Here is a 26,075-nt window from a genome sequence, read left to right on the forward strand (position 1 = left end):
CCAAAATGAAAATATTTCTGCTTTTATTCCTGTTGTTGCCTTCCTGTTTATCGGGCTTTGCCCAAAATAAATATGCAGTAATTGTTGGCATAAATGAGTATTACGATAAGCCCGGTGTAAAGAGTGCCAAATACAGTTTAAAAGGCTGCGTAAATGATGCCATAAGCATGAAATCGCTTTTAATAAACCGTTTTTCTTTCCCGAAAGAAAATGTAAAAACATTACTTAATGCGCAAGCGACTCAGAAAACATTTATAGATGCAATGGAGAATATCCTCGAAAAAAGTAAACCTGGGGATGTTGCGGTTTTCTTTTTTTGCGGGCACGGCATTTATACTATCAACCCCGGAAATAAATTAGATTTTGTAAAGCAAGGTTATAATCAGGCCATTTGCATGAGCGATTTATATACACCCAACTATGAATGTCTGGTTAGAGATAACACCCTCAAACTGCTTTTTAACCGTTTCGTACAAAACAAAGTAACGCTCACCTCAATTCTGGATTGTTGTTACAGCGAAAATATGTCTATGGCGCCTCCACCACCTGTTTATCATAATCCTTACCGCAAAGTAGATGTTGTTACAAACAAAACGGTTCCGGTTGGCGTAATTGATTTAAGGTCTTACAAACTTAACCAAACGCTTACAGTAAATGATCAAGCTGTAATAGCTCGCCCCTCAGAAACACGGAATTCCCGTTTCGCAAACTTGGCCGCCTGCTCCTGGGCCCAAAAAGCCGTAGAAATTTGGGATGAAGGTGGCAAACCGCATGGCGCTTTTACGAAAGCAGTTATAAATGTTTTTGAGAAGAGCAATGTCGATCTAACGCTTGCAGAAGTTATTGCAAGGATAAAAAATGATATCGATGTTGTGCAGAATTTACAGCAAAGGCCTGGTTTTCGGTACGATACATTATCGCGGGATAAATTAAATTTTATAGGCTTACCCGTTCAGAAAACAATTCCGGTACTTCAAACGAGGGTAATTAACGCCCGGCCTGGCAAATTGACTGTAGATGTTGGTGCTAAAGACGACGTTATGGTTGGAAACATTTTTATAACGAAAAATAAGGCAACACGTTTTACAATCTCAAAAGTGTATACTGATAGCGCTACGGGATTAGTTTACCCAAACGTTAAAATTGAAAATGGCGACACCTTATTTATGTCAGACAGGTACCGAACATCCAAACCAATAATAAAAATGTACATACCTGCATCAACGCTAAAATCGGCAGCGTATATGGATTTGTTTAACAAGCAGGTTTTGCCCTTTACAAAAGAAAAAACTTATCAGGACTATTTTAACTTCAACGACAACCGAGCCGCAGCGACTTTCTTATTCAGTAATCAGAAAAATTCAGGTCTGGAGATTTCGAAGATTGTAAAACAAAACGAATTTTTTGTACTGATGGCTTTGCCATCAGATATTGCGAACGTAGTTAAATTTAACCTCAGTAAGGAACAGAGCATCAAACTCGTAAACACTCCCGGCGAGGCAGATTTTGCGTTATACGTTAATTATGCAACAAAATCAGTTGATAATAACAACCCAAAATTTGTTTTCAGTTTCCGGAAGCCTTTACCTGCAGATGTTAACGTAAAAAAGAACGCAGACGTAATTTTTTGGGCAGATAAAATAACCTTTTCCAGTTTGCGACTAAGTAAACCACAGTTGGCCTTGCTCGGCAAAAGCATACAGCAACTAAGTTATGCCGCAATTCGCAGCAGAGGAACGCAATGGATAAACACCTATTCGAAACGGTGAAGATTTAAAAAGCTTACACCTCAAAAGCCCAATCCAAAAAGGCTGGCATCGCAGTTTCCCAGGTTGGAACATCATGCTTTCCGCCAACCTTTTCATAATAAAAAATGTTTTCGGGACGTTTGTAGCCTTTCTTCAAAAGTAATTTTACAACATCAATCGTATCGTCTATCGAGTCGATAATTAAATTTTTATTACGATCTGCTTTTTCATCTTCTGTGCCTGTCATCAGCCAGAATTTCATATCCGGTTTCGTAGTGCTGGAATCAATCATCGAATGTAAAATCCGGTCAGCATCGGTGTAGCCATTAGCCAGGTCTTTTTTTCGCCACCAGAAGGCTCCTGAAAAAACTCCAATAACATCAAAAACTGATGGATTTTTCCAGGCCACATCAAAAGCAGACAAACCGCCTAAAGAAAACCCTGCAAAACCAACTTTTCCGCTTATTGGCATTGCAATTTTTTTCTTCACAAAAGGTAAAAGTTCTTTAACAACAAAATCTGCATACAGATCGGCTTTTGCGCCTCGACCTTTAAAATCGGGCTCATTAGCGATACCATATTCCATTAAACGATCTGTAGAGGCGCTAATCGCGACTACAATTAACCGGTGGTTACGCTTATTGTGGTGAGCTTCTTCCAAAACCTTCGTAAAGTTCATTTTGGCAACATCCTGGCCATCATTTAGAAAAAGAAGCTCTATTTTTTCGTTGCCTAAAATTCCTTCAGGCGCATAAATATCTATCTCTACTTCACGCTTTAAATAAGCAGAAGGCACTTTAAATTTACTGATGTTAACTTTTACTGATAAAATTGTAGTGTACATAATATTCTAATCCCATATCACCCGGCAACGCCTTACTATTTGTGCAAAGGTACAAATCTTGATAAACTATCAATTATCAGCAATCAATTTTTACACTACGCTCCATTTTAAAACATTTAACATTCATTTTGTAGAATTAATTATCTATCTTAAAACATTCAATTTTTTTGTATGGTTAAAGAAGAACATAAAAAGTGGTACAGCCCAAATCTAAGTGCTGAAATCGACATGCTCATCTTTGGTCACGGCGGTATCCCTATTCTGCTGTTCCCGACGAGTATGGGCCGATATTTCGAAAACAAAGACTTTAAGTTAATAGATTCTGTTGAAGGATTTATCAACGAAGGAAAAATTAAGATTTATTGTCCGGATGGCATAGACAAATTAAGCTGGTACAACAAAAGCATACATCCCGCCGATAGAGTAAAAAATCACATTTGGTACGATAAGTATCTACTGGAGGAAGTAGCACCTTTGGCCAGGCATGAAACCGGACATAACAAACTTATAACTGCCGGCTGTAGTTTTGGCGGTTATCACGCTGCAAATTTCGCATTTCGGCACCCGTGGTTGGTTAGCCATATGTTTAGCATGAGTGGCGCATTCGACATTACCGGCCAGTTAGATGGCTTTTATAACGACGATGTGTATTTTAACAACCCGGTAGATAACCTGATGAATAACAGCAACCCGGAATTACATTACATGAAAATTGTTTTGGGCACAACTGATAGAGATATGTGCAGGCCAGACAATGAAAGACTATCGGGAATTTTGACTCAAAAAGGTATAAACCATTGGTTAGACATTCGCCAGAATGCCGACCACGATTGGCCGGTTTGGCGTGAAATGTTCCCGAATTACATTGCACAACTTTAAAAAATTCGACATAAAATGAACCGCGTTGGTTTCAAAACAATTAACCAATAAAGCAGTTACACATTTAAACTTAAAACAGTACCAATGAAAAAAATAGGGATTTTATTTGGCCAGGAACGTTCTTTTCCTGAAGCCGTTGTAGAGAGAATTAATCAAAAAGCAGAAAAAGGAATTACAGCAGAACCTGTTAAAATAGAGAAGATATTGCAAAATACGCCGCTCGATTATGCAGTTATCATCGACCGCATCTCGCAGGATGTTCCATTTTACCGTGCATCGTTAAAAAATGCAGCCATTACAGGCACAGCCGTAATTAATAATCCTTTTTGGTGGAGCGCCGATGAAAAGTTTTTTAACAATGCCCTTGCAGAACAAATTGGTGTTCCTGTACCGAAAACAGCGCTAATCCCTTCTCGCCAACACCCAACAGGCACTTCAGGAGAATCGTTTTCGAACCTAACCATGCCACTTAACTGGGATGCAATTTTCGATTATGTAGGTTTTCCAGCTTATATGAAACCTTATGACGGTGGCGGATGGAGAGATGTTTATAAGCTTCACGATAAAGAAGATTTTTTTGATAAACATGGTGGAACCGAACAACTGGTAATGCTATTACAGGAAGAAATTATTTTTGATGATTACTTCAGGTGTTATTGCATAGGTGGAAAGCACGTGCGCATTATGCAGTACGAGCCTCGTAACCCGCATCATTTACGTTATGCGGTTGATGGAAAAACACCAGATCCGAAGTTGTTAAAAACAGTCGAAGAATATACTTTAAAACTGTGTCAATACCTGGGTTACGATTTTAATACCGTTGAGTTCGCGGTGCGGGATGGCGTGCCGATTGCTATCGACTTCTGTAACCCGGCGCCTGATGCCGACATTAAGAGTGTTGGCCAGGAAAACTTTGACTGGGTGGTAGAAACCACAGCGAACTACGCAATTGAAAGAGCAAAAGCACAAAAACCCGGACAGGATAACCTAACCTGGGGCGAATACATTAAAACTTCTGTTGCAGGCAAGCCGTTAGTGGCAAAAGCTGCTACACCAAAAATTGATGCGCCAAAAGCCAAAGCAGCGCCAGCAACTGCGAAGGCAAAGGCTGCACCTAAAGCAGAAACAAAACCAGTGGCAAAGAAAAAGCCAATAAAATAAAAGGGATTATAACCAAATATTACTAAAATGAACGAATTCACGCTTGGCATTGAGGAAGAGTACATGGTAGTTGATCCCGTTACCAGGGAACTTACCTCACATGACCAAAAAATTGTAGAAGCAGCACAAAAAATTCACAAAGACCAAGTGAAGGCAGAAATGCATCAGGCAGTTGTAGAGGTTGGCACCGGAATTTGTAAAACTACAGAAGAAGCCCGTAAAGAAATTTCTCAATTGAGGTATACGGTTTCACAACTGGCGGGCGAACAAGGGCTAAGAATAGGAGCTGCAGGTACACACCCATTTTCACATTGGGAAAAACAATTGATAACTGAACATCCCCGCTATAATGAAATTGTGAATGAGCTGCAGGAAGCTGCCCGCTCAAATCTAATTTTTGGATTGCACGTCCACGTAGGTTTTCAATCCCGGGAGTTAGCCATACACATTGCAAATCAGGTAAGGTATTTTCTACCACACGTGTTTGCATTGTCAACCAATTCTCCTTTTTGGGAATCTAGGAATACTGGCTACAAATCCTTCAGGACCAAAATTTTCGACAAATTTCCACGTACCGGCATTCCCGACATTTTTAACAGTATAGAAGATTACGATAACTATGTAAAGCTCCTGATTAAGACTAATTGCATGGATAATGCGAAGAAAATCTGGTGGGATATACGGGTGCATCCCTTTTTCGATACCGTTGAGTTCCGCATTTGTGATTGTCCTATGTTAATTGACGAAACAATGGCTTTTACAGCCTTATTTCAGGCTTTATGTGCTAAACTGTACAAACTTCGTTTGCAAAACATGGAGTTCATCAGTTATTCACGAGCATTAATTAACGAAAATAAATGGCGTGCTGCCCGGTACGGCATTGACGGAAATTTAATTGATTTTGGCAAAGAAATGGAAGTGAATTGCCGTAATCTGGTGTTAGAACTGCTCGATTTTGTGGATGATGTTGTGGATGATTTAGGCTGTAGAAACGACCTGGAATACGTTCATAAAATACTTGAGCACGGCACCGGTGCTGATAGACAGTTGGCAGTTTACCAACAAACTGGTAACTTTGAATCGGTAGTAGATTATATTACTACTCAAACACTTATAGGCGCAAAGTAATTTTTATCATGGATAAAAGAGATTTAAAGGTCGCCGTTATTGACATGAATAACGGCGCACCTAATCAGGGTATGCGGGGAATTCAGGAAATTTTATCCCGATTTAGACACGAAAATAATATTAACCTCACTTTCGATATTTTCGATTTGAGGCAAAAAGGAGAAATTCCGGGAATCGACTATGACGCTTACATTTCGAGCGGAGGGCCCGGCAGCCCACTTGAAAGTAAGGGTGAAAAATGGGAAAACGACTTTTTTAACCTGTTAGATGAAATAGAAGCTTTCAATGCTTCAAGCGAGGAACAAAAGAAATATGCATTTTTAATTTGCCATTCTTTTCAACTGGCATGTAGAAAATTCGGATTGGGAAATGTTACCGAAAGACGCTCGAATGCCTTTGGAATATTCCCCATCACTTTAACTGAGGATGGTGAGCAGGATGAAATTTTCGATGGCATCACAAATCCTTTCTTTTCTGTTGATAGCAGAGACTGGCAGGTTATTGAACCAGACTTTGCTGCTTTTGAAGCAAAAAAGGCAAAGCTCCTGGCGATAGAAAAAGAACGAAAACATGTCGATTTGGAAAGATGCATGATGTCTATCCGTTTTTCTGATGAAATTATTGGCACACAATTCCATCCGGAAGCAGACCCTGTTGGAATGAAAATGTACTTACTGCAAGAGGAAAGAAAGCAAGCGATTATCGGCCTGCATGGCGAGCAAAAGTATCTTGACATGCTTAACAGTCTTGATGATCCGGCCAGGATTGTATTGACACAGCGTGTTATTTTACCAAATTTTTTAAACAAGGCAATAGGAAATTTGCAGGAAGCATAAGTCATATAACAGATTAATCTAGTTTTCAGCAAGCACTCTTTGCGAAATCAAAACAATAAATAATGATACCTGCACAACGCCAAAAATACAACCAGCAGTTTACAGAAAAAAAATACAAAAACTTCATAACAGAATTGGAGAGTGGTTTCTTGGAAATACCTTTTCGCGTTGCTGAAACGCCCATTTTCGTTCCGAAGGCACTTAAAGAAAAGCTGATTGCGGCGGGCGAAGAGATTATATCATTAATTAAACAGCCAAATTTCAAGGAGCTTACTGAAAAGGCAATTCCGAAAGATTGGAAAGTGCCAAATGAAAATAAGCAGCCTCATTTCTTAACTTTTGATTTTGGCATTTGTAAAGACGAAACCGGCCAGCTCGTGCCAATGCTGATTGAAATGCAAGGTTTTCCTTCGCTTTATGGTTTTCAAGTTCATTTAGCAAACACGTTCCGAAAATGTTTTGACATTGATAGTTCAACAAGTCATTTTCTAAATGGCTATGATGAGGAAAAATATATTAACCTTTTCAGGGAAGTTATTACAGGCAAGCACCAACCGCACGAAGTTGCCATAATGGATGTTGATGCTACAAACCAGAAAACGGCAATTGATTTTTTTGTAACCCAAAAAATGCTGGGTATTAAAATCCTGGCGTTAGAAGACATTAAAAAAATTGGAAAGCAACTGTTTTACGAGGAAGATGGCAGGCAGATTCAGCTAAAAAGAATTTACAATCGATTAATATTTGATGAGGTAGCAGAAAATGCGGATGTATTTAAACAAAGTTTCGATCCGAGGGAGGAATTGGATATTGAGTGGGTAACGCACCCAAATTGGTTTTATAGGATAAGTAAGTACACCATGCCGTTTTTGAACAGCAAGTTTGTGCCCGAAACCCGTTTTTTGAATCAGGTTGAAAGTATACCAAAAGACTTGGAAAATTATGTGCTGAAACCACTGTTTTCGTTCGCAGGAATGGGTGTAATAATTGATGTGTCAGAAGCTGACATTAGCAACATAACTGACCCCGAAAACTGGATTCTTCAAAGAAAAGTAATCTACGAACCTGTTGTCCAGTCGCCCGACGGGGGTGTAAAAGCCGAAATTAGGATGATGTATTTATGGCCCGACGATGGAGAACCGCAACTTTGCACTAACCTGGGTCGCTTAAGTAGAGGTAAAATGATAGGTGTGCGCTACAATGCAGACTTCGACTGGGTAGGTGGCACAATCGGATTTATGGAGAAATAACCTTTTTACATTAACCTGAGTTCTAAATACCAAAATCGGGTTATATTTGTTCTATGAATACTCAAACGATTTTAGTTTTTGTACTTTTTGCGGTTGCATTGGTGTATGTTGGCCGTTTGGTTTACAAATCTTTACAGGTTAAAAAAGACGGATGTGGTGGAAATTGCAAATGTGGCGTAGATTTTTCTGACATTAAGCCTGCGAAAAAGTAACTTCCGCCGTTTATGACTGATCAGTTTAAAAATTATCTTAAGGAAAAAATCCAAATAACTGATGAGCAATTCGACAGTATTTCTGAGGGTTTAAAAATAAAAAAGTTCGATAAGAACGAAATAATTCAATATACCGGCGACATTAGCAAGCACGGCTTCTTTGTTTGCAAGGGTTTGCTGCGTGCCTATTCAATAGATTCAAAAGGAAAAGAGCACATTCTTCAGTTTGCCCCCGAAAACTGGTTAATCTCCGATAGGAATAACATGAACAACGAGCCTTCTGTGTTTTTTATCGATGCTATTGAGGCTACCGAAGTTGTAATAATGCCAAATGATTTTATGGAACAAGCGGCCATAAAAGTTCCTTGCTTACAACCTATGCACACCAGATTATTGAATAATTCTATCCGTTTTATGCAAAAAAGGATTAACATGTTGTTAAGTGCAACTGCAGAAGAACGTTACCTCGATTTTATAAAACTATATCCAAACTTAACGCTCCGGGTTCCACAATGGATGATAGCTTCATACCTTGGTATAACACCAGAATCGCTGAGCCGGGTGAGAAAAGAGTTAGCCAATAAACATTTCAGGCCATCATAGGCATCCGAAAGGCAAATTTGCACTTGTTGAATGACTAAGTGAGAAAATGTTTTGTTCACCAAAATCAATCTGTAATTCTCTAATTCGCTGATTTACTTATCATACATCAATTTCTACCTAAACTGCTTGCTGTACATTTGTGTTGTAAATAATAACAATTCAAAAACAAAAAGATATGGCAACTACAAAATGGACTTTAGATCCAACCCACAGCGAATTACAATTTAAAGTAAAACATTTAATGATTACTACTGTAACTGGTAGTTTAAAATCTTTCACGGCAGATTTAACATCTGAAGGTGATGAGTTTGAAAACGGCGAAATTTCGTTTAAAGGTGATATCAGTTCGATTGACACCGGAAACACAGACCGCGATAATCATTTAAAAAGTGGTGATTTTTTTGACGCTGAAAATTTTGCACACATTGAATTCAAATCTACATCAATAGAAAAAGATGGCAGCGATTACCTGGTTAAAGGCGATTTAAGCATTAAAGGCGAAACAAAACCTGTAAAGTTAACTGCTGAATTTGGTGGTATAGCTACAGATCCATGGGGAAATACAAAAGCTGGCTTTACTTTGAGTGGAAAAATTAACCGTTCAGATTTCGGTTTAACCTGGAATGCAGCTCTTGAAACTGGTGGCGTTATGGTGAGTGAAGAAGTACGCATTTTAGGCGAGCTACAATTTGTGAAGCAAGCTTAATTACGATCTAAATATACAGCCTGCAGTTTGCAGGCTGAACTTAAATTTTCCATGGAGGTATGATGGAAATAAAAATCAAAGAAGTAGCAGATGTACTAAAAGCCCCGGCACCACATATGGTTGGGGATGGTTTCAGGGTACATAATTTTTTTCCAAGTGGCTATAAAATAGATATGAGTCCGTTCTTCCTGATGGATTACGGCTCTAAAATCGAATTCTCAGCAAGAAAGGAGCCTCGAGGCGTGGGTGTCCATCCGCATAGAGGCTTTGAAACGGTAACCATTGCTTATCATGGTGCGGTTGCGCATCACGACAGCTCGGGTAACAGTGGCGTTATTTACCCCGGCGACGTGCAATGGATGACAGCGGCCAGTGGAATTTTGCACAAGGAATATCATGAACAGGCCTACAGCCTACAAGGCGGGCCATTCCAAATGGTGCAGCTTTGGGTTAACTTGCCGGCAGAATTTAAAATGACCAGGCCAAAATATCAGGCTGTTAAACAAGCTGATATGGCCGCTTTTACACTGCCTGAAAATGGCGGCAAAATCGAAATAATTGCGGGCACTTATGAAGGCATTCAAGGTAACGCAACAACATTTACCCCTATTGAGCTGTATAATGCCAGGTTGAATGAAGGTGGGAAGGCGAATTTCAGTTTCCCGGCTAACTACAATACAGGTTTTATGGTTATCGAAGGCGCCGTAAAAATTAACGGAAAAACTACTGCCAGCACCGATAATTTTGTCCATTTCGGCAATGAGGGAACAGAAATTACTATTGAAGCGTTAGGGAAATCTATAGTTTTAATATTAAGTGGCGAACCCATTGATGAGCCGATTAGCCAATATGGCCCGTTTTTAATGAATACTGAAGAAGAAATAGCAGAGGCATTATCGGATTATAATCAAGGCAAATTCGGCTATTTAGAAGATTAAAACAGGTTTATAATTTATATTTTGAGCCGGCATATTTGAGAGAAATGCCGGCTTTTTTGTGTATTTTTAAATTCATAACGCCACTCATTCCACATCACAGCCGCTTTACACCCGACCAACAATTTCATACAATCTTCACATTGTTTCATCACATTTGTTAAATAAATCAGACCAGAAAAATGTCCGGAAAACAAATATTTCAAACTGAAACAAAGAAACGTTGGCATGCCTTTACCTGGGTTAGCCGCACTTTTTTTTTAGCATTCGTAATCGCAATTATTTGCGTTGCCTTTACCCTATCTTCGGTTCAATCTCCGAATCTACCTTACTTAAATACGAATGGACCGTTAACCCAGAAGCAACTTGAAAAGTTAAAAAAATCACAGCAATACAAAAACTTTTCTATCGAAAAATCAACATTACAGAAAATAAAGCAAGATCGCGAACGAAGAATTTTGTCGAGGCATGGTGATAATAAAAGGATTAACATGGCTTTCTATGTTAGTTGGGCTGGTACAGTTGCTAAATCACTTCCCGATCTGAAAAGAAATATTGGTCATCTTGATGTTGTGGCTACAGAATCTTTTTTCTTAAATGGTGATTCAATTGTGGATAAAGCTGACACCGCTGCTTTGAGGGTAATTAATGGCGCCAAAAAGTCGGCGCTTGCAGTGGTGTCAAACTACAATAAAGATCATTGGGACGGGGCTGCCGTGAGACGGCTTTTGAACGACATGCCAGCGCAGCAGAAGCTGATTTATAACCTAATCAGCATTACCAAAAAATATGGTTACAAAGGTATTAATATAGATTTTGAGGAATTAAACTTAGAAAACAGGGATGGCTTTAACGCTTTCATGAAAAATCTATACACTCAGTTTCATGCAGAAAAATTGATTGTTTCTCAAGATATCTCCCCTGAAAATGATGATTACAGCGCAGAAATTTTACAGCATTACAATGATTATATTGTGTTGATGGCTTACGATCAGCATACTGAAGATAGTAATGCCGGGGATATTTCCAACCAGGAATGGGTAGAAGAAAAACTCGACGATATCTGCAGTAAAATGGATGCCAATAAGGTTATTTTAGCCTTGGCCTGTTATGGTTACGATTGGCCAAAAGGAAGTGTTGGTAAACCGGTAACTTATGAAGACGCCATGACGGTGGCTGTAAATTATCAAAGTAGAATAAATTTCGATCCTATATCTGCAAACCTAAATTTCAGCTATAAAGACGGCAGCGGAATTGGCCATAAAGTTTATTTTACAGATGCTTCTACGTACTTTAATTTAATAAGGAAGGCTGATGATTGGGACATCGCGGGCATTGCACTTTGGCGCTTAGGTTCAGAAGATAAAAGATTATGGCAGTTTATTTCCCGCGATTTGAGTTTGGATTCATTAAAGAAAAAACCAATAGACTTACGCAAAATTTCTCCGCTAACTATAGGTGGCGTTGCTTACATTGGCGATGGCGAGATTTTGGATCTGGTTTCTACGCCGAACCCGGGAGCTGTTAGATTTACGCTAAACAAAGATGATTTTACAATCGCAAATCAGCAGTACATGCGCTTACCAACGCAGTATGTTATAAAAAGATTTGGTGAGGCTGATAAAAAGATTGCCCTTACTTTTGATGATGGACCCGATCCGGTTTATACACCTCAGGTTTTAAGCATCTTAAAAAAGGAAAATGTTCCGGCCTGTTTTTTCGTTGTGGGTATTATGGCGGAGAAGAATGTCGGCCTTTTAAAACAGCAATTTGATGAAGGTTATGAAATTGGAAACCATACTTTTTTCCATCCGGATATGTCATCTGTTGGGCCAAGGCGTGTTAAGTTCGAATTAAATGCAACACGCAGGTTAATTGAGGCGGTTACCGGGCACAGTACAATTTTATTCCGTGCGCCATTTAATGCCGATGCCGAACCAGAAAACACGGCAGAGATCTTACCGGTAGCCCAAAGCAGAAAAGAAAATTACATTAATATAGGTGAATCTATAGATCCGGAAGACTGGGAACCTGGCAAAACTGCCGACCAGATTTTTAATGAAGTTGTTAAACAGCAGGAAAATGGTAACATTATTTTGTTGCACGATGCGGGAGGAAACCGCGAAGCAACAGTTGCTGCCTTACCAAGGATTATGAAATACTTCAAACAAAAAGGCTATAAATTTACTACCGTCGGCGATTTGATGGGCAAAAAGCGATCTGAATTGATGCCGGCCGTAAAATCAAACGCAAATAGTGGGTTTCTTGGTTCTGGCGACTATGTTTTTATCAACTTCTTCTACTACGGGAACCTAATATTGAACATAATCTTTAGCGTTGCAATTGTTTTGGCCATTTTAAGAACGATTTTTATAGCCTATTTGGCAATCAGACAACGCAAGAGAGCGAGCCGCAATGCTTATAAATTAATAGAAAATCCTTCTGAAAAAGTAAGTATAATAATTCCGGCATATAATGAAGAGATAACTGCTGTACAAACCATAAATAGCCTGCTAAAAACAACTTATCCAAATTTCGAATTGATTTTTGTTGATGACGGCTCGAAAGACAAAACTTTTGAAATTATTCATCAGCATTTTGGAAATCATCCGCAGGTTAAAGTTTACCGTAAAGAAAATGGAGGAAAAGCTTCAGCACTTAATTTTGGTATTACCAAAGCGAGTGCAGAGTTTATCATCTGTATAGATGCAGATACACAGCTGAAAACTGATGCGGTAACCGAACTTATGCGTTATTTTTATAGTCCAAAAATTGCTGCTGTTGCAGGTACGGTTAAGGTTGGAAACGCACATAACATCATTACAAAGTGGCAATCTATCGAGTACATTACCGCTCAAAATATGGATCGGCGGGCATTTGATTTGCTGAATACCATTACAGTTGTGCCTGGTGCAATTGGTGCTTTCCGTAAACATGTTGTGCTGGAAGTTGGCGCCTTCACCATCGATACACTTGCAGAAGATTGCGACCTTACCATGCGTATTTTAAAAGCGGGCTATAAAGTAAAAAACTGTGATACCGCAATTGCTTACACCGAAGCACCCGAAACGGTAAATATGCTTTTGAAACAACGGTTTCGCTGGAGTTTTGGTGTTATGCAAAGTTTCTGGAAAAACCGAAAGACGTTATTAAACAAAAAATATGGTTATTTCGGTATGGTTGGGATGCCAAATATTCTGATTTATCAGATCATTTTACCTCTATTTTCGCCTTTAGCCGATCTATTTATGTTGATATCGCTGATAAGCGGATTGTTTTCATTAAGCGCCATTAACAACCTAACATTAACAGGCTTTTCTGGAATCTTGAGCTTACACAATGGTTTTGGCCAGGTTCTGTTCTACTACCTGATTTTTATCTTTGTAGACATGATTTTTGCCGCAATCGCGTTTAAGATGGAAAAGGAAAAATTTAAAAACCTGCTGTACATCTTTCCACAACGTTTTTTTTGGAGGCAACTGATGTATTTGGTTTTGTTCCGCTCATTTCGCAAGGCGATAAAAGGAGAACTCGAAACCTGGGGAACACTCAAAAGAACAGGCAACGTAAAAGAAGCCACAGTATAACTTCGGCCCGGTGGATGAAAATCGCCGGGCTTTAATTTATCTGAAAACCTTAAATACGCTCAATTAAACAAACTGCGTATGCAACCACACCTTCCTCTCTACCCACGAAACCCATCATTTCGTTCGTTGTTGCTTTAATTGATATTTCTTCGACAGATATTCCAATGGCTTCCGCAATGTTGGCCTGCATTGCGGGAATATGAGGGTTTATTTTTGGTGCCTCTAAACAAAGCATTGCATCAATGTTGCCTACCTGCCACCCTTTTGCGGTTAGCAATTTAACCGTTTCTTTCAGTAAAATTACACTACTTATTCCCTTCCATCGATCGTCTGTATTTTTAAAATGGAAACCAATATCGCGTAGATTCGCCGCACCTAAAAGTGCATCGCAAATGGCATGTAACAAAACATCTGCATCTGAATGGCCGAAAGCGCCTTTATGGTGTTCTAAACTAACACCACCCACAACAAATGGATGCTGGTCTTTTAACTGATGGACGTCAAATCCAAAACCTACTCTTATTTTCATAAAATTAAATGTAAAGGTATTGGCACGAAATTGCCAAAATAATCTGGTTCGACCTTTATTTTAGTCCTTTTTTATCACCGAAGTTAAATAAAAGGCTGAAACGTAGCGTATTTGCCAGCGGACTGCTTTGTGCATTTGCGATAAGGTAGGCAAAATCAATATTAAAAACATTGTATTTTAAACCCGCCCCCAATGTAAAGTAACGGCTGTCGCCTTTTTGTGGACTTTGATAATTATAACCCCCGCGAATGGCAAACTGCTGATTGTACCAATATTCGAACCCTGTAGAGATGCCAACCTCTTTCAGCTCCTCGCTAAAGCCTCCAGGGGCATCAGAAAACGACCCAAAAATTGCCGCAGGAACTGAGCGATTTGGATCTTTACCACTCACAATATTGTTGTTCGAATCGTAAATTGGTTGTGTTGGGACAAGCAATTTGTTAAAATCTACGGCGAAAGTAAATGTATTAAAATCATCAATTGAAATTGTACCAGCTCCACCAAGTTTGAAATTTGTTGGCAGAAAATAACTTTGTCCGCCATCAGAGTAACTCATCTTCGTGCCAATATTTGAAATATTAGCACCAGCAGAAAGAACAGCATTTTTCGCAAAAAGCGTGGTTGATGTTTTATATAAACCAGCAACATCTACTGCAAGCGCATTACCGCCACGAACTTGTCCGGTTGATGAGAATTGGCCGGAAGCAAGATTGGAATAAATATATCGTAACGAACTACCTAATGAGAACTCCTTACCAAAGTTCCGGGCAAAAGTAACATCCAAGGCAAGCTCATTCGGGTTTGAAATGCCCAAATCTTGCTGATTGATATCTGTCAACTGAATTTGTCCTAAAGAAAAATACCTTAACGATGCGCCTATCGTGTTTCTATCATCGAGTTTATAAAAACCACCTAAATAAGCAAGGTTAATATCTGGAACGAGACTTTTTAGCCAGGGACTGTAAGAAATTGCAAAACCGTAAGGCTTATCCAAAAAAGCAAGCTTTGCCGGATTAATGCTCGCAGAATTAACATCTCCAGGTACCGCAACACCTGCATCGCCCATGGCACCTGCCCTTGCATCTGGTGTTATTAATAAAAAAGGAACTGCAGTAACAACATTATTAGATTCACTACCATTGGTTTGGGTACCAGAAATAGTAGCCTGTCCGTTTGCTTTTCCAAAAACCAAAGCAAAAGACAGCGCCGAGAAAGCAAGTTTACCGATGTACTTGAAGTTCATTCTTAAAGGTAAGTAATTTAAGATTTTTGGTAAGTTAATATTTTTGCGGAATATATTTATCAAACGAAAAAGCTTGTGTTATATTTTACAGTAAACTTACGAATTTTGCAATGCTTACTAACTAAACATACGATATTAATCGTTTATTTAAAGCGGTGTTGGAAACGTGCCGCACTTGGTTCTCGAAGAGAATATTCTAATTTTTTTTCTTAAACAAATTGTTCAATTTATCTGCAATGGCATCTTTAACCTTTTCAGTTGCTTTCGCGGTTACGGTGTCAATTTTAGCCTGCGCTTTGGCTTGTAGCGCTGCTTTTTTTTCTAAAATTACGTTACTCACAGCTTGCTTCGCTGTGCCGGTTGCATCGCTAGGGCCATATTTCAGCTTTATGGTCGGCTTTAAAAAGTACCGCCGAAAACTGCGTTAACTTTAATAGCTTCACTTATCGCAACGTTAGTACCGGCTTTATTATTGAGCTTTGCCAGCATTGCGTTGGCCGTTTCATTAGCCTTTGCTCCGAGCATTGCCCTTGGCAAATTCAATCCCAAATTATAATCCATTGTTTGGTCCAGACCGTTCGAACCCTGAACATTCATTAAAATTCCATCCTTTTTGATGTCAAACGGTGCCACATTTAATCTCCCATCTTTTATTCTAAACCTGGTGATAAGATTGTTCAATTCCAGTTTTTTAAACTTATCTGAATTTAATGAAGCCGCCAGTTTGTTAAGTGGTTCAGATGGTTTTGTTTTTTACCAATAATGCACCTTTTGCATTGGTAATATCGTATGAATCGCACAGTACTTTGCCTGCTTTTGCTGCTATTTCGAAATCAATATTACCCGGAACTTCAAACACTGAAAGTTTGGTAGCTGATTGTTTAACAGCAGGTTCTGTTGCCGCTTTCGGTCCCATTAATTCGTTCACATCAACTAAAGTAGATGACACGTTGAAATTGCCCTGAAGCGCCTCATTCTTCCTGAAAAAATATCTTAAGTAGTTATTTAATGAGCCATTCGCTGCAAAATCGCTCTTTCCAACTTTCGCAATTAAGTTACTTAGTGTTATATTTTTCGGACTGAAAACCATTTTAGCTGTGGGCACAATTACCGGCATCGGAACATTTTTGCCTCTATAACTAAAGTTGCTGGCGAGTATTTGTCCGGATGCCTTAAAGGCTTCATATTGACCTTTGTCTATCGATGATCTTTTTCCGGCAGCCTGAATATCCGCATCCAAAATACCACTCAATAACATATCTTTCATCGGAAAAATGGTTGCCAGTTGTTTTAGGTCTAATTTTCCTTTCAAAGCCATATCCAGGAAAGGATCGCTTGCAGGGTTTTTTAACAACAATCTGCCATCAACAGGAACACTTCCAAATTCGAGGTGAAAGGACGGCACATTAACAGTTGTGTGATCAATAAGCCCATCAGGATTGCTGATCTGCGCCTTTACCCGAATGTTATTTATCGCAGAAGGCAAAGAAGGATATTTAATTTTACCATGCGCTATGGCCAGGTTTGCATTGAACGAGGGCAGTGATTTTTCATTGTAAATTCCTTTCGCTGTTCCGCTCATCGCAAAACTTCCCGACGCTTCCATATCTTTGAAATTAGAAACATAAATTGCGGGTATTAAGGATAGAAAATTTTTAAGTTCAGATTGTTTTGCATCAAATTTAAAATCCATTGCAATGTCGCTACTATTTGGCATCGCCAGGTAACCAACAGCAGAGAGTATAAGTTCATTCAACTGGATTTTATTCTCTGCAAAAGTAAATTTCATAGCCTTCGTGTCAATATCCAACGGCAAATCTGCAACGAGTTTAACTTTATTCAGGTATGGTATCCCGCCGTACTTAACAGTTACCTTTTTAATATCAGACTGGGTTTTCAATGTAAAAAGATCTTGTGTAAAATCTCCTTTCCCGGTGTGCTCCAGGCTGTCAAGTTCCATAAAGAAACCTAACGTCGCATCGTCATAAATCACCTTACCATTTTCAATCGTGTATTTTTGTAAAGCAACCTTGAAACCCGTTTCTGAAGTATCAGTTTTAATTGTCGCCGAATCTACCTTCATTATATCCCAGCTTGCTTTACCACTTTTTAAAACATGAGCAAAAATTTTGGGTTGGTTTAAGTAAACAGATTTAATTTCATACTTATCGCCACTAATAACACTTAATAAATTAACATTTAATTTCAATTGGTTAACATTTGCCAGTGTATCTTTGGCAAAACTATCAACACCTATTATGGTTAAACTGTTGATTTCAATACCCAGATTGGGGAACGAGGTAATTAAACTTAAATCGATATCTTTGAAATCTACTTTCGCATTTAAATTACCATTAATTGCAGATTTGATTTTTGTTTCGATTTCTTTTTTGAAAAACTTTGGTAAAACCGCTGCGGCAGCGAGAAGGATGATAATTAATGCAACAATTATAATAGCAACTTTCTTAAGCATAACTTTAACTTTCAAGATGAATTTGTTTGTAACCATGTAACAGGCAATAAATACACCAAATTAAAGTCGAATTAGCAATAACATCGGTTTTTGAAAGTATATTTATACATACACAATACATTGAGGTTTAATACGTTTTGCTTAAAAATATTATTCAAATATTTATTAACACAAATTTTACTAAATCATATAAATTTCCGTAAATTTATCGGTTGAATAAGCCCTACTTCAAGTTACATAGCATTTTATGAAAAAACGATTACTATATTCTTTTTCTTGTTTTGCCCTTGCCGCGTTACTTTCTTCTTGTGGAGGTAACAAAGGTGGCGCTTCCAGTAAGACAGGGATTCCGTATGCTGATAAGAATAATAAAACTTACAGCAGTTTCGCAGTAGCCAGTAAATACAAGCGGGCGCCCGGACCAGGTTTAATTCCTATCGAGGGTGGTGTGCTTGTGGTTGGTGGTAGCGCAATTGAGGTTGCGGGTGTTGAGCCAAACATTTACAACTATAAAAGACAGGTTACGGTTCCGTCTTTCTACATGGATGAAACGGAGGTATCCAATACGGATTGGCTTGAATATTTACATTGGATAAGAACGAGTTATCCTGAGGATCGTGAGTATTATTACAACGAACTTCCTGATACATTGGTATGGCGCCGTGCATTATCATACAATGAGCCTTACGTTGATAACTACCTGAGACATCCGGCTTACAGAGATTATCCTGTGGTTGGTGTAAGCTGGGAGCAGGCTTCTCGTTTTTGCGAATGGAGAACTTCTCAGGCAAACGAATATATTTTACGCCAGAAAGGTATTTTAACGGATTACAAAACGTTGGCCGCCAGTAACAAAACAGGCGGGGGAAATACAACAACTGGCGCTACGGCAGCTGCCAGACCAGATAAACCTTTTAACACGGATGCATACCTTAATGGTCAATATGATGATAAAGGTAAAAATGCGCCTAAAGATTATAATGCAAAAGCTGGCGCTTCAGTTGGAGCTGCAGGCGGCCGTGGCGGAAACGCAACGCCAACAAGAAACGCAACTCTGGAAGATGGAGTAATCATGCAGCCTTATCGTTTACCAACAGAGGCGGAGTGGGAATATGCGGCTCTTGGCTTAATTGGCAACACTGAATATGAGAATATCAGCCAAAATAAAATTTATCCCTGGAACGGCTTGGGCGTAAGCTCGGCTGCAAAAAAAACCAGAGGTTTGGTTCAGGCCAACTTTAAAAGGGCACCAGGCGATTACATGGGTGTAGGCGGTTCTTTGAACGATAAAGCCGATTTAACAGCGCCTGTTCGTTACTATGCGCCAAATGATTTCGGCTTGTATAACATGGCCGGTAATGTGAACGAATGGGTAAATGATGTTTATCGTACCGGTACTTTTACCGATGCGGAAGCTTTTAACCCATACCGTGGTAACCAGTTTCAGGATAAACAGCTTGCTGATGCAGCCAATGGCAAAATTGCCTTGGATAAATATGGCAAGCCAATTAAAGAAAATGCTTATTCTGGCAAAAAACTTACATGGGCAGAAAAACAAGCCCTTGCGAAAAGAGCCGATTCGATTTCTAAATCTCCAGACCCTAAGGCAATGGTAACTTCTTACCAGGCGGATGAGCGTGGTTACAGAGACAGGCAAAACAAACTACTGAATGAAGAAGGTGTATCTCTGGTTAATGATAAATCAAGGGTTTACAAAGGCGGCTCATGGAATGATATGGCTTACTGGTTAAACCCAGCAACCCGTCGTTTCCTGCAGCAGGATGAGGCATCTGCCGAGGTTGGCTTCCGTTGTGCCATGACAATGCTTGGCGCTCCTGAAATTAGCACGGCCGGCAAAAGAAATTTCAAACAGGTGAAAGCAAAACCTTTCAATCCGAAAAGATAAAACAATAAAAAAGGTCGTGATGAAAATCAGGACCTTTTTTATTTATGACCATTTCCTTTATTTAAATTGAATCAGGATTTGATTCTTTTCCACCTTATCGCCTTGCTTCACTAAAACTTTTTTAATAACGCCATCCGTTGAAGACTTAAGAATGTTCTCCATTTTCATCGCTTCTAATATCAACAGGTTGTCTCCTTTTTTAATTTCATCGCCCTCCGCAACCTTAACACCTAGCACCAAACCTGGCATGGGCGCTTTAACTTCAGCAACTTTGTTAGCGGCCAGGTTATCAAGTCCGAGTTGTTTAAGCAACTGGTCGAACTGGTCTTCAACGTCAACCTTGTAAAGGTTTCCGTTTACCTTAATTGAACAAAATTTCTCCTGCCTGTTAAGCTCAACAACTTCAGTATTAAAAGATTTATTCTTGTAAATCACACTGGCGAGGTTGTTAGCCAAATCGCTTATATCAATATTTAAAGGTTCATTATTCAAAATAACATCATTGCCTTTAGTTTCCATTTCGAAATGAAACTTATCATTAACTTTTACCTTGTACATATTTATTGAGTTAAAGCATATTGAACTAAGTTAGCGCCCATTTTAAGCGCTTTTGAGCGGGTTTCCTGTGTATCCTCAGGATAGGTTCCAAAATCCTCCCAACCGTTACCTAAATCGCACTCAAATGTATAGTAACAAACAACTCTGCCTTTATAAATTAAAGCAAAGCCTTGAGGGCGTTTATTATCATGTTCGTGAATTTTGGGCAAACCGTTCGGAAATTTGAACTTTTGATTGTATAAAATATGGTTGGCTGGCAATTCCACGAAGCTTAGCTCCGGAAACACCTTTTTCATTTGTGGCCTGATAAATTTGTCAAGCCCATAATTATCATCTATGTGCAGAAAACCGCCGCCTGTTAAGTATTGCCTTAAGTTTTTTACTTCCTGATCGCTAAAAATAACATTTCCATGCCCCGTCATATAAACGAAAGGATAATTGAACAGTTCTTTTGAGCCAACTTCTACGATACTTTCTTCTGGATAAAAATTTGTTTTCAGATTTGAATTGCAAAAAGCAATCAGGTTTGGAAGTGCGGTTCTGTCTGCATACCAGTCTCCGCCACCATTGTATTTCAATTTTGCCATGCGGTAAGTTGGAACAATGCTAAAAGCATAAAGACAAAGCACTATAGCCACAAGACTGAAGCCGAGCAGCAGCCTCATTTTTGAAAACAGGAAATTTACAACTGAAAATTTCAAACGATTTATCGGTTAAGGTAATTGATTTCAAAACAAGTTGCCAGCGCAGCGGTTTCGGTACGCAACCTGTTTTCTCCTAAAGTTAAAGCTTTAAAGCCTTTATTCAAAGCTAAATTAACTTCGTCAGGTGTAAAATCTCCCTCGGGGCCAATAAGAATTAAATATCTTTCACGTGGTCGTACTAAATCAGAAATGTATTTTTTTTCACCGTTATCGATGCAGTGGGCAATTAACTTATCTCCATCAAAAGGCATTTTTAGAAATGAATCATAGGAGATTGCATCATTCAGTTTTGGGTGATAAGCTTTAATGGATTGCTTAACTGCAGCAGTGATAACCTTGTTTAACCTGTCTTCTTTAACAATTCTGCGTTCAGATCTATCAGAAATTATTGGTGTAATTTCGTCAATGCCGAGTTCGGTGGCCTTTTCTAAAAACCACTCTATTCTATCGATATTTTTTGTTGGTGCTACAGCAATGTGCAGGTAATGATTGCGTTTTTGATACGCTTCTTCGACATTCAAAACAGCTAAGCTTACCTTTTTCGGGTTGTCAGATGTAATTTCAGCCGTGTAAAATCCACCTTTACCATCTACGAGATTTACCAGCGAACCAACCGGAAGCCGCAACACCCGGACGCAATGCTTACTTTCTTCTTCGTTAAGGGTATAGGTATTCTCGGTTATATCTGGAGTATAAAAAATATGCATAGTTGAAATTAGTGATTATCAACCATATCCCCTTTATTGATGACCAATTCTAATTTAATTGTTTCGATATTCTGCTCGGTTTTTTTAAGAATGGTGAACAGATAGCCGTAAGATTCATTGCTTTCTCCAACTTCAGGAATGCGCTCGAATACGTGAGAAACCAAGCCGCCAATCGTATCGAAATCTTCATCTTCAGGTAAATCGTGTGGTAAGTGCTCATTTACATCATAAACGGTTGCAAATGCATTTACGATAAATTCATTGTCTGATATTTTCTCTACAAGTGGTTTTTCTTCGTCGTATTCATCCTGAATTTCACCAACAAGTTCTTCCACAATATCTTCAAGCGTAACCATACCTGCGGTACCGCCAAACTCATCTAAAACAATTGCGATTTGAATGCGGTTACTTTGTAGCTCGCTCATCAAATCGTTGATCTTTTTTGTTTCAGTTACAAAATATGGTTTACGGATGATGTCTTTTAAAGTCCAATGCTGGTTGCCCGCGGCTACTAATGGCAGGATATCTTTGGCATGAATAATACCAACAATTTTATCCATAATCTCATCATAAACGGGAAGGCGGGAATAACCTTCTTTTATAATGGTATCAATAACTTCCTCTTTGGCTGAGGTTAATTCGATTCCTGAAATTTTGGTTCTTGGAACCATGATGTTTTTGACAACACGCTCATTAAAATCGAAAACATTCTTAATTAATTCGTGCTCGTTATTGTCTAAGGCACCACTTTCTTTACCCTGATCCAACAGGTATTGAAGTTCCTCGGTACTGTGTAAAGACTCGTGGCCACCCGAAGTATCAATGCCAAATGGTTTTAAAATAATGGCTGCAAGACTATTTAATGTCCAGATGAACGGCTTAAATACAACATAAAATATTTGCAATGGGACAGACACAAACAGAGTTGTAGCCACAGGCCTTTGTATTGCAAATGATTTTGGCGCCAGTTCTCCGAACACGATATGCATAATCGTAATTACCGAAAATGCAACCACCGTTGATGCAGAATGGATAAAGGCATCGCTAAAACCCCAATGCAGGCTATCGAAAAGATTTTTAAAAATGGTATGCATAACGCCTTCACCAACCCAACCTAAACCAAGTGATGCAAGCGTTATACCAAGCTGTGTAGCGGCAAGGTATCCATCTAAGTTATGGATAATGCCTTTTGCCATTTTACCAACACGGCTGCCAGATTTTGCTTTTATTTCTATTTGTGAGGCACGAACCTTTACAATTGCAAACTCTGCTGCAACAAAAAATCCATTCAATAATACCAGAAAGAGTGCCAGGAATAGTCGCCAACCAACGCTTGCGGTATCAGGTTCTTGCAGTGCAACTAAAACGACATTTGTTGGCAGTATTGTACTTAATTCGAAATTAAAAAACAAACAGACCGTGGGTAAATCCATTAAGCTAATTCTCTAAATGTGGTATTATAAAGTTCTATGCTTTCTTTAATTACTTTATGAGCATAACGAACACCGAGTAAATGTTCGATGGTAACGTTTTTCTCTTCCAATGCTTTGTAATCTTGAAAGAAACGAACAATTTCTTTCATTTGATGTGGAGGTAATTCGTCCAAATCATTAATGTAATTTACGGACATATCGTGTGCCGCAACGGCGATGATTTTATCATCTTGTTCACCATTATCAACCATGTGCATTACGCCAACAACTTTTGCTTCGATCAAAGTCATCGGGAAAACGTCTACTGAACAAAGCACTAAAATATCTAAGGGATCTTTATCATCACAATAAGTTTGTGGAATGAAACCATAGTTAGCTGGATACATAACGGATGAAAAAAGAACCCTGTCTAATTTAATTAAACCAGATTCTTTGTCTATTTCATATTTGGCTTTTGAGCCTTTTGGAATTTCAATAATTGCGTTTACAATTTCTGGTACATTTTTACCAGGAGATACGCTATGCCATGCGTGGTGATCGTCTTTTGCCATTTTTAATTTAAATCTGTCTTTTCCTCTTCGGGGCTTTTTACTTTGCTTTTTACAAAGGTAATCAATAAAGGGATAGTTGTGATAAGTATAAACCCAATAATAATATATAATAAGTACTCGTTTATCTGTTTTTCAAACCGCCGGCCCAAAAAATAGCCTAATAAAGTGAGCGAACAAATCCAAAGTACTCCCCCTACAACATTGTAAAAAGCAAATCGTTTGAAATCTAATTTCACTACACCCGCAAAAATTGGTGCAAAAGTTCTAACTATCGGCACAAACCTGCCCATAATCAAGGCGAACGCACCTTGCTTATTGTAATATTCTTCGGCGGCTTTTAAATATTTCTTTTTAAAGAAGAAACTATCTTTTCTGGTATACAATAAAGGACCGGTTCTACGGCCAAACCAATAACCGGTAAAGTTTCCAGAAATTGCTGCAACGCAAAGGCCAGCTAGTAGTACTGCAATATTTACATCAAGTTTGCCTGTTGCCACGAACATTCCCGCTAAAAACAATAAATAGTCGCCTGGAAGAAAAAAGCCAAAGAACAGACCCGTTTCTGCATAGATTACAAATACGACAAGATAGAAACCGCCCTCCCTCAATAATTTCTCGGGATCAATTAGATGATGCAGGTTATTCCAAAAATCTTGCATATTCGATTATTCGTAAAACTACAAATAATTATCTAAGAAGTGCATACCTAGATAAGGTTTAAAATGATTGCAGGATAGATACCCAAAATCAATGTGATTGCTACGGAAACAGCCAGAACCACTTTGTATTGAGCAGGTGCAGAAAGTTCTGTTTCGGCGCCATCTTTAAACCAAACGGCCACGATTACCTTAAAATAATAGTAAAAACCTACCAACGCATTTAAAATTGCAAATGCGACTAAGATGGTATGGTACTCACCCATCACGTTCAGAAACATTAAATATTTACCGATAAAACCAGCAGTTAGCGGAATACCAGCTAATGATAGCATTGCAATTGTTAACGACAATGCGACTAAAGGATTTTTCTTTCCTAAACCGTTGAAACTTTCAAAGCTGTCGTTTCCGGTTTTCTGTTTAACCAGAATTAAAACCGCGAATGCAATGATTGAAGCAAAAGTGTAAGCAGCTGCATAAACTAATACATTATTTTGAGAATTTGCGCCTGTAACAACCAATGAGAACAGCAGGTACCCGGCGTGAGAAATACTCGAATAAGCCAGCATCCTTTTGAAGTTCTTTTGAAATAACGCGGTAACGTTTCCAATAAACAGGGTTAGGCAAACAATAACAATCAGCGGCGTAACCCAAAAATCGTGAAGTGGCTCGAAGGCCCCGGCGAAAAGCCTCAAAAATGCAGCAAAGCCCGCAGTTTTTACTACAGTACTCATGAACGTCGTGATTAACGTTGGAGCACCTTCGTACACATCCGGGGTCCAGAAATGGAATGGCGCAGCACCAACCTTAAAGCACAAACCAATCATCATCAGGATTACACCCGGATAAAAAATTGGTGAGATCGATTTACTGTTATCTATTAAGTAAGCCTGGATTTTTGCCAAGTCAAAAGAACCTGTAGCGCCATAAATTAGAGTAATTCCGAACAAAAGGAAACCTGTTGAAAAAGCGCCCATCAAAAAATACTTTAAGGATGCCTCGTTTGAAGCGAAATCCTTTTTACGGATACCTGCAAGAATATACAAGCTTACCGACATAATTTCCAGCCCAACAAACAACATCGCCATGTTTTTGTAAGATACCATCATAATCATTCCCGCCAGGGCGAAAAGAATTAATGTATAGTATTCTGCAATGTTATCGCTTTTTGCGTGGAAATAGTTTTGAGTTAACAGGAAGATCAAAAGCGTTCCGACAATACAAACAGCCGAAAATGCCAGCGCAAAATTGTCAGTTTGCATCATACCGAAATGAATGGCATTACCATTCCATGCTGTGGCCGTGAAGCCTAAAGCGGTAAGTAAGCCAACAACAGTAAGCGGCAATAATGCTTTCTTTGCTTTAAACAAACCTGCATAAAGTACAATAAAAGCTGTTATACTAATGGTTATTATAATATTCATTG

25 protein-coding genes are annotated in these 26,075 nt (G+C 38.9%); 12 read left to right on the top strand and 13 right to left on the bottom strand.

Going from position 1 to position 26,075, the window contains the following annotated elements:
- The first annotated feature begins 5 nt into the window (after positions 1 to 5).
- Positions 6 to 1,769 (top strand): caspase family protein, encoded by a 1,764-nt coding sequence (locus AC0IWT_RS15620; RefSeq protein ID WP_471797866.1) that lies wholly within the window; start codon positions 6 to 8, stop codon positions 1,767 to 1,769.
- A 13-nt stretch (positions 1,770 to 1,782) separates the two neighbouring features.
- Here the strand turns inward: AC0IWT_RS15620 and AC0IWT_RS15625 are convergent, their stop codons facing one another.
- Positions 1,783 to 2,592, bottom strand: a complete 810-nt coding sequence (locus AC0IWT_RS15625; RefSeq protein ID WP_471797867.1) for an alpha/beta hydrolase — start codon at positions 2,590 to 2,592, stop codon at positions 1,783 to 1,785.
- 171 nt (positions 2,593 to 2,763) lie between these two features.
- Between AC0IWT_RS15625 and AC0IWT_RS15630 the strand changes: the two genes are divergently transcribed.
- The 10 genes from AC0IWT_RS15630 to AC0IWT_RS15675 all read left to right on the top strand — a co-directional run bounded on the left by AC0IWT_RS15630 (position 2,764) and on the right by AC0IWT_RS15675 (position 13,889).
- Positions 2,764 to 3,471, top strand: a complete 708-nt coding sequence (locus AC0IWT_RS15630) for an esterase family protein (protein ID WP_056869374.1) — start codon at positions 2,764 to 2,766, stop codon at positions 3,469 to 3,471.
- A gap of 84 nt (positions 3,472 to 3,555) precedes the next feature.
- Positions 3,556 to 4,632 (top strand): ATP-grasp domain-containing protein, encoded by a 1,077-nt coding sequence (locus AC0IWT_RS15635; RefSeq protein WP_056869373.1) that lies wholly within the window; start codon positions 3,556 to 3,558, stop codon positions 4,630 to 4,632.
- Positions 4,633 to 4,659: 27 nt separating this feature from the next.
- The gene (locus tag AC0IWT_RS15640; RefSeq protein WP_056850795.1) at positions 4,660 to 5,760 is read left to right on the top strand and encodes a carboxylate-amine ligase; all 1,101 of its coding nucleotides are present in this window, start codon (positions 4,660 to 4,662) and stop codon (positions 5,758 to 5,760) included.
- An 8-nt stretch (positions 5,761 to 5,768) separates the two neighbouring features.
- A complete protein-coding gene (locus AC0IWT_RS15645) occupies positions 5,769 to 6,596 on the top strand; it encodes a type 1 glutamine amidotransferase (protein WP_471797868.1) in 828 nt (275 codons plus the stop codon).
- Between the two features lie 62 nt (positions 6,597 to 6,658).
- On the top strand, positions 6,659 to 7,846 hold the full coding sequence (locus tag AC0IWT_RS15650; RefSeq protein WP_471797869.1) for a hypothetical protein: 1,188 nt from the start codon (positions 6,659 to 6,661) through the stop codon (positions 7,844 to 7,846).
- A gap of 53 nt (positions 7,847 to 7,899) precedes the next feature.
- The gene (locus AC0IWT_RS15655; protein WP_082491293.1) at positions 7,900 to 8,058 is read left to right on the top strand and encodes a FeoB-associated Cys-rich membrane protein; all 159 of its coding nucleotides are present in this window, start codon (positions 7,900 to 7,902) and stop codon (positions 8,056 to 8,058) included.
- Between the two features lie 12 nt (positions 8,059 to 8,070).
- Positions 8,071 to 8,661: a Crp/Fnr family transcriptional regulator gene (locus AC0IWT_RS15660; RefSeq protein ID WP_056869370.1), complete on the top strand. Its 591-nt coding sequence runs from the start codon at positions 8,071 to 8,073 to the stop codon at positions 8,659 to 8,661.
- Between the two features lie 175 nt (positions 8,662 to 8,836).
- Positions 8,837 to 9,367 carry a YceI family protein gene (locus AC0IWT_RS15665; RefSeq protein ID WP_056869369.1) on the top strand — a complete coding sequence of 177 codons (531 nt, stop codon included), beginning with the start codon at positions 8,837 to 8,839 and terminating at the stop codon, positions 9,365 to 9,367.
- A 59-nt stretch (positions 9,368 to 9,426) separates the two neighbouring features.
- Complete coding sequence (locus AC0IWT_RS15670) at positions 9,427 to 10,305, top strand: pirin family protein (RefSeq protein ID WP_471797870.1); 879 nt, start codon at positions 9,427 to 9,429, stop codon at positions 10,303 to 10,305.
- A 179-nt stretch (positions 10,306 to 10,484) separates the two neighbouring features.
- Positions 10,485 to 13,889 (top strand): glycosyltransferase, encoded by a 3,405-nt coding sequence (locus tag AC0IWT_RS15675; protein ID WP_471797871.1) that lies wholly within the window; start codon positions 10,485 to 10,487, stop codon positions 13,887 to 13,889.
- Positions 13,890 to 13,938: 49 nt separating this feature from the next.
- Here AC0IWT_RS15675 and ispF read toward each other — a convergent pair whose 3' ends face one another.
- The 5 genes from ispF to AC0IWT_RS15700 all read right to left on the bottom strand — a co-directional run bounded on the left by ispF (position 13,939) and on the right by AC0IWT_RS15700 (position 18,149).
- Positions 13,939 to 14,418, bottom strand: coding sequence for a 2-C-methyl-D-erythritol 2,4-cyclodiphosphate synthase (ispF, locus tag AC0IWT_RS15680; protein WP_471797872.1), 480 nt, complete (start codon positions 14,416 to 14,418; stop codon positions 13,939 to 13,941).
- 55 nt (positions 14,419 to 14,473) lie between these two features.
- Entirely contained in the window at positions 14,474 to 15,661 is a 1,188-nt protein-coding gene (gene porV / locus AC0IWT_RS15685) for a type IX secretion system outer membrane channel protein PorV (protein ID WP_056870198.1), read from the bottom strand.
- A 196-nt stretch (positions 15,662 to 15,857) separates the two neighbouring features.
- A complete protein-coding gene (locus AC0IWT_RS15690; RefSeq protein WP_471797873.1) occupies positions 15,858 to 16,001 on the bottom strand; it encodes a hypothetical protein in 144 nt (47 codons plus the stop codon).
- 59 nt (positions 16,002 to 16,060) lie between these two features.
- Positions 16,061 to 16,342 carry a hypothetical protein gene (locus AC0IWT_RS15695; RefSeq protein ID WP_471797874.1) on the bottom strand — a complete coding sequence of 94 codons (282 nt, stop codon included), beginning with the start codon at positions 16,340 to 16,342 and terminating at the stop codon, positions 16,061 to 16,063.
- A gap of 55 nt (positions 16,343 to 16,397) precedes the next feature.
- The gene (locus AC0IWT_RS15700) at positions 16,398 to 18,149 is read right to left on the bottom strand and encodes an AsmA family protein (RefSeq protein ID WP_471797875.1); all 1,752 of its coding nucleotides are present in this window, start codon (positions 18,147 to 18,149) and stop codon (positions 16,398 to 16,400) included.
- A gap of 232 nt (positions 18,150 to 18,381) precedes the next feature.
- Between AC0IWT_RS15700 and AC0IWT_RS15705 the strand changes: the two genes are divergently transcribed.
- Positions 18,382 to 20,040, top strand: coding sequence for an SUMF1/EgtB/PvdO family nonheme iron enzyme (locus AC0IWT_RS15705; protein ID WP_471797876.1), 1,659 nt, complete (start codon positions 18,382 to 18,384; stop codon positions 20,038 to 20,040).
- A gap of 57 nt (positions 20,041 to 20,097) precedes the next feature.
- On the opposite strand, the gene AC0IWT_RS15710 is transcribed toward AC0IWT_RS15705, so the two are convergent.
- From AC0IWT_RS15710 to AC0IWT_RS15740, 7 genes are read right to left on the bottom strand one after another with little or no spacing between them, the layout of a single operon-like run.
- Positions 20,098 to 20,598: an acyl-CoA carboxylase biotin carboxyl carrier protein subunit gene (locus AC0IWT_RS15710; protein ID WP_056869365.1), complete on the bottom strand. Its 501-nt coding sequence runs from the start codon at positions 20,596 to 20,598 to the stop codon at positions 20,098 to 20,100.
- A 2-nt stretch (positions 20,599 to 20,600) separates the two neighbouring features.
- Complete coding sequence (locus tag AC0IWT_RS15715; protein ID WP_471797877.1) at positions 20,601 to 21,263, bottom strand: DUF4159 domain-containing protein; 663 nt, start codon at positions 21,261 to 21,263, stop codon at positions 20,601 to 20,603.
- Positions 21,264 to 21,304: 41 nt separating this feature from the next.
- On the bottom strand, positions 21,305 to 22,009 hold the full coding sequence (locus tag AC0IWT_RS15720; protein ID WP_471797878.1) for a 16S rRNA (uracil(1498)-N(3))-methyltransferase: 705 nt from the start codon (positions 22,007 to 22,009) through the stop codon (positions 21,305 to 21,307).
- A gap of 8 nt (positions 22,010 to 22,017) precedes the next feature.
- Positions 22,018 to 23,442: a hemolysin family protein gene (locus AC0IWT_RS15725; RefSeq protein WP_082491291.1), complete on the bottom strand. Its 1,425-nt coding sequence runs from the start codon at positions 23,440 to 23,442 to the stop codon at positions 22,018 to 22,020.
- Positions 23,442 to 23,993, bottom strand: a complete 552-nt coding sequence (locus AC0IWT_RS15730; RefSeq protein ID WP_056869362.1) for an inorganic diphosphatase — start codon at positions 23,991 to 23,993, stop codon at positions 23,442 to 23,444. The genes AC0IWT_RS15725 and AC0IWT_RS15730 overlap by 1 nt, the downstream gene beginning before the upstream one ends.
- A 2-nt stretch (positions 23,994 to 23,995) precedes the next feature.
- On the bottom strand, positions 23,996 to 24,652 hold the full coding sequence (locus tag AC0IWT_RS15735; RefSeq protein ID WP_056869361.1) for a DedA family protein: 657 nt from the start codon (positions 24,650 to 24,652) through the stop codon (positions 23,996 to 23,998).
- Positions 24,653 to 24,699: 47 nt separating this feature from the next.
- A complete protein-coding gene (locus tag AC0IWT_RS15740) occupies positions 24,700 to 26,073 on the bottom strand; it encodes an NADH-quinone oxidoreductase subunit N (protein WP_471797879.1) in 1,374 nt (457 codons plus the stop codon).
- Positions 26,074 to 26,075 lie beyond the last annotated feature (2 nt).

The sequence above is a fragment of the Pedobacter sp. AC464 genome (genome assembly GCF_979253075.1).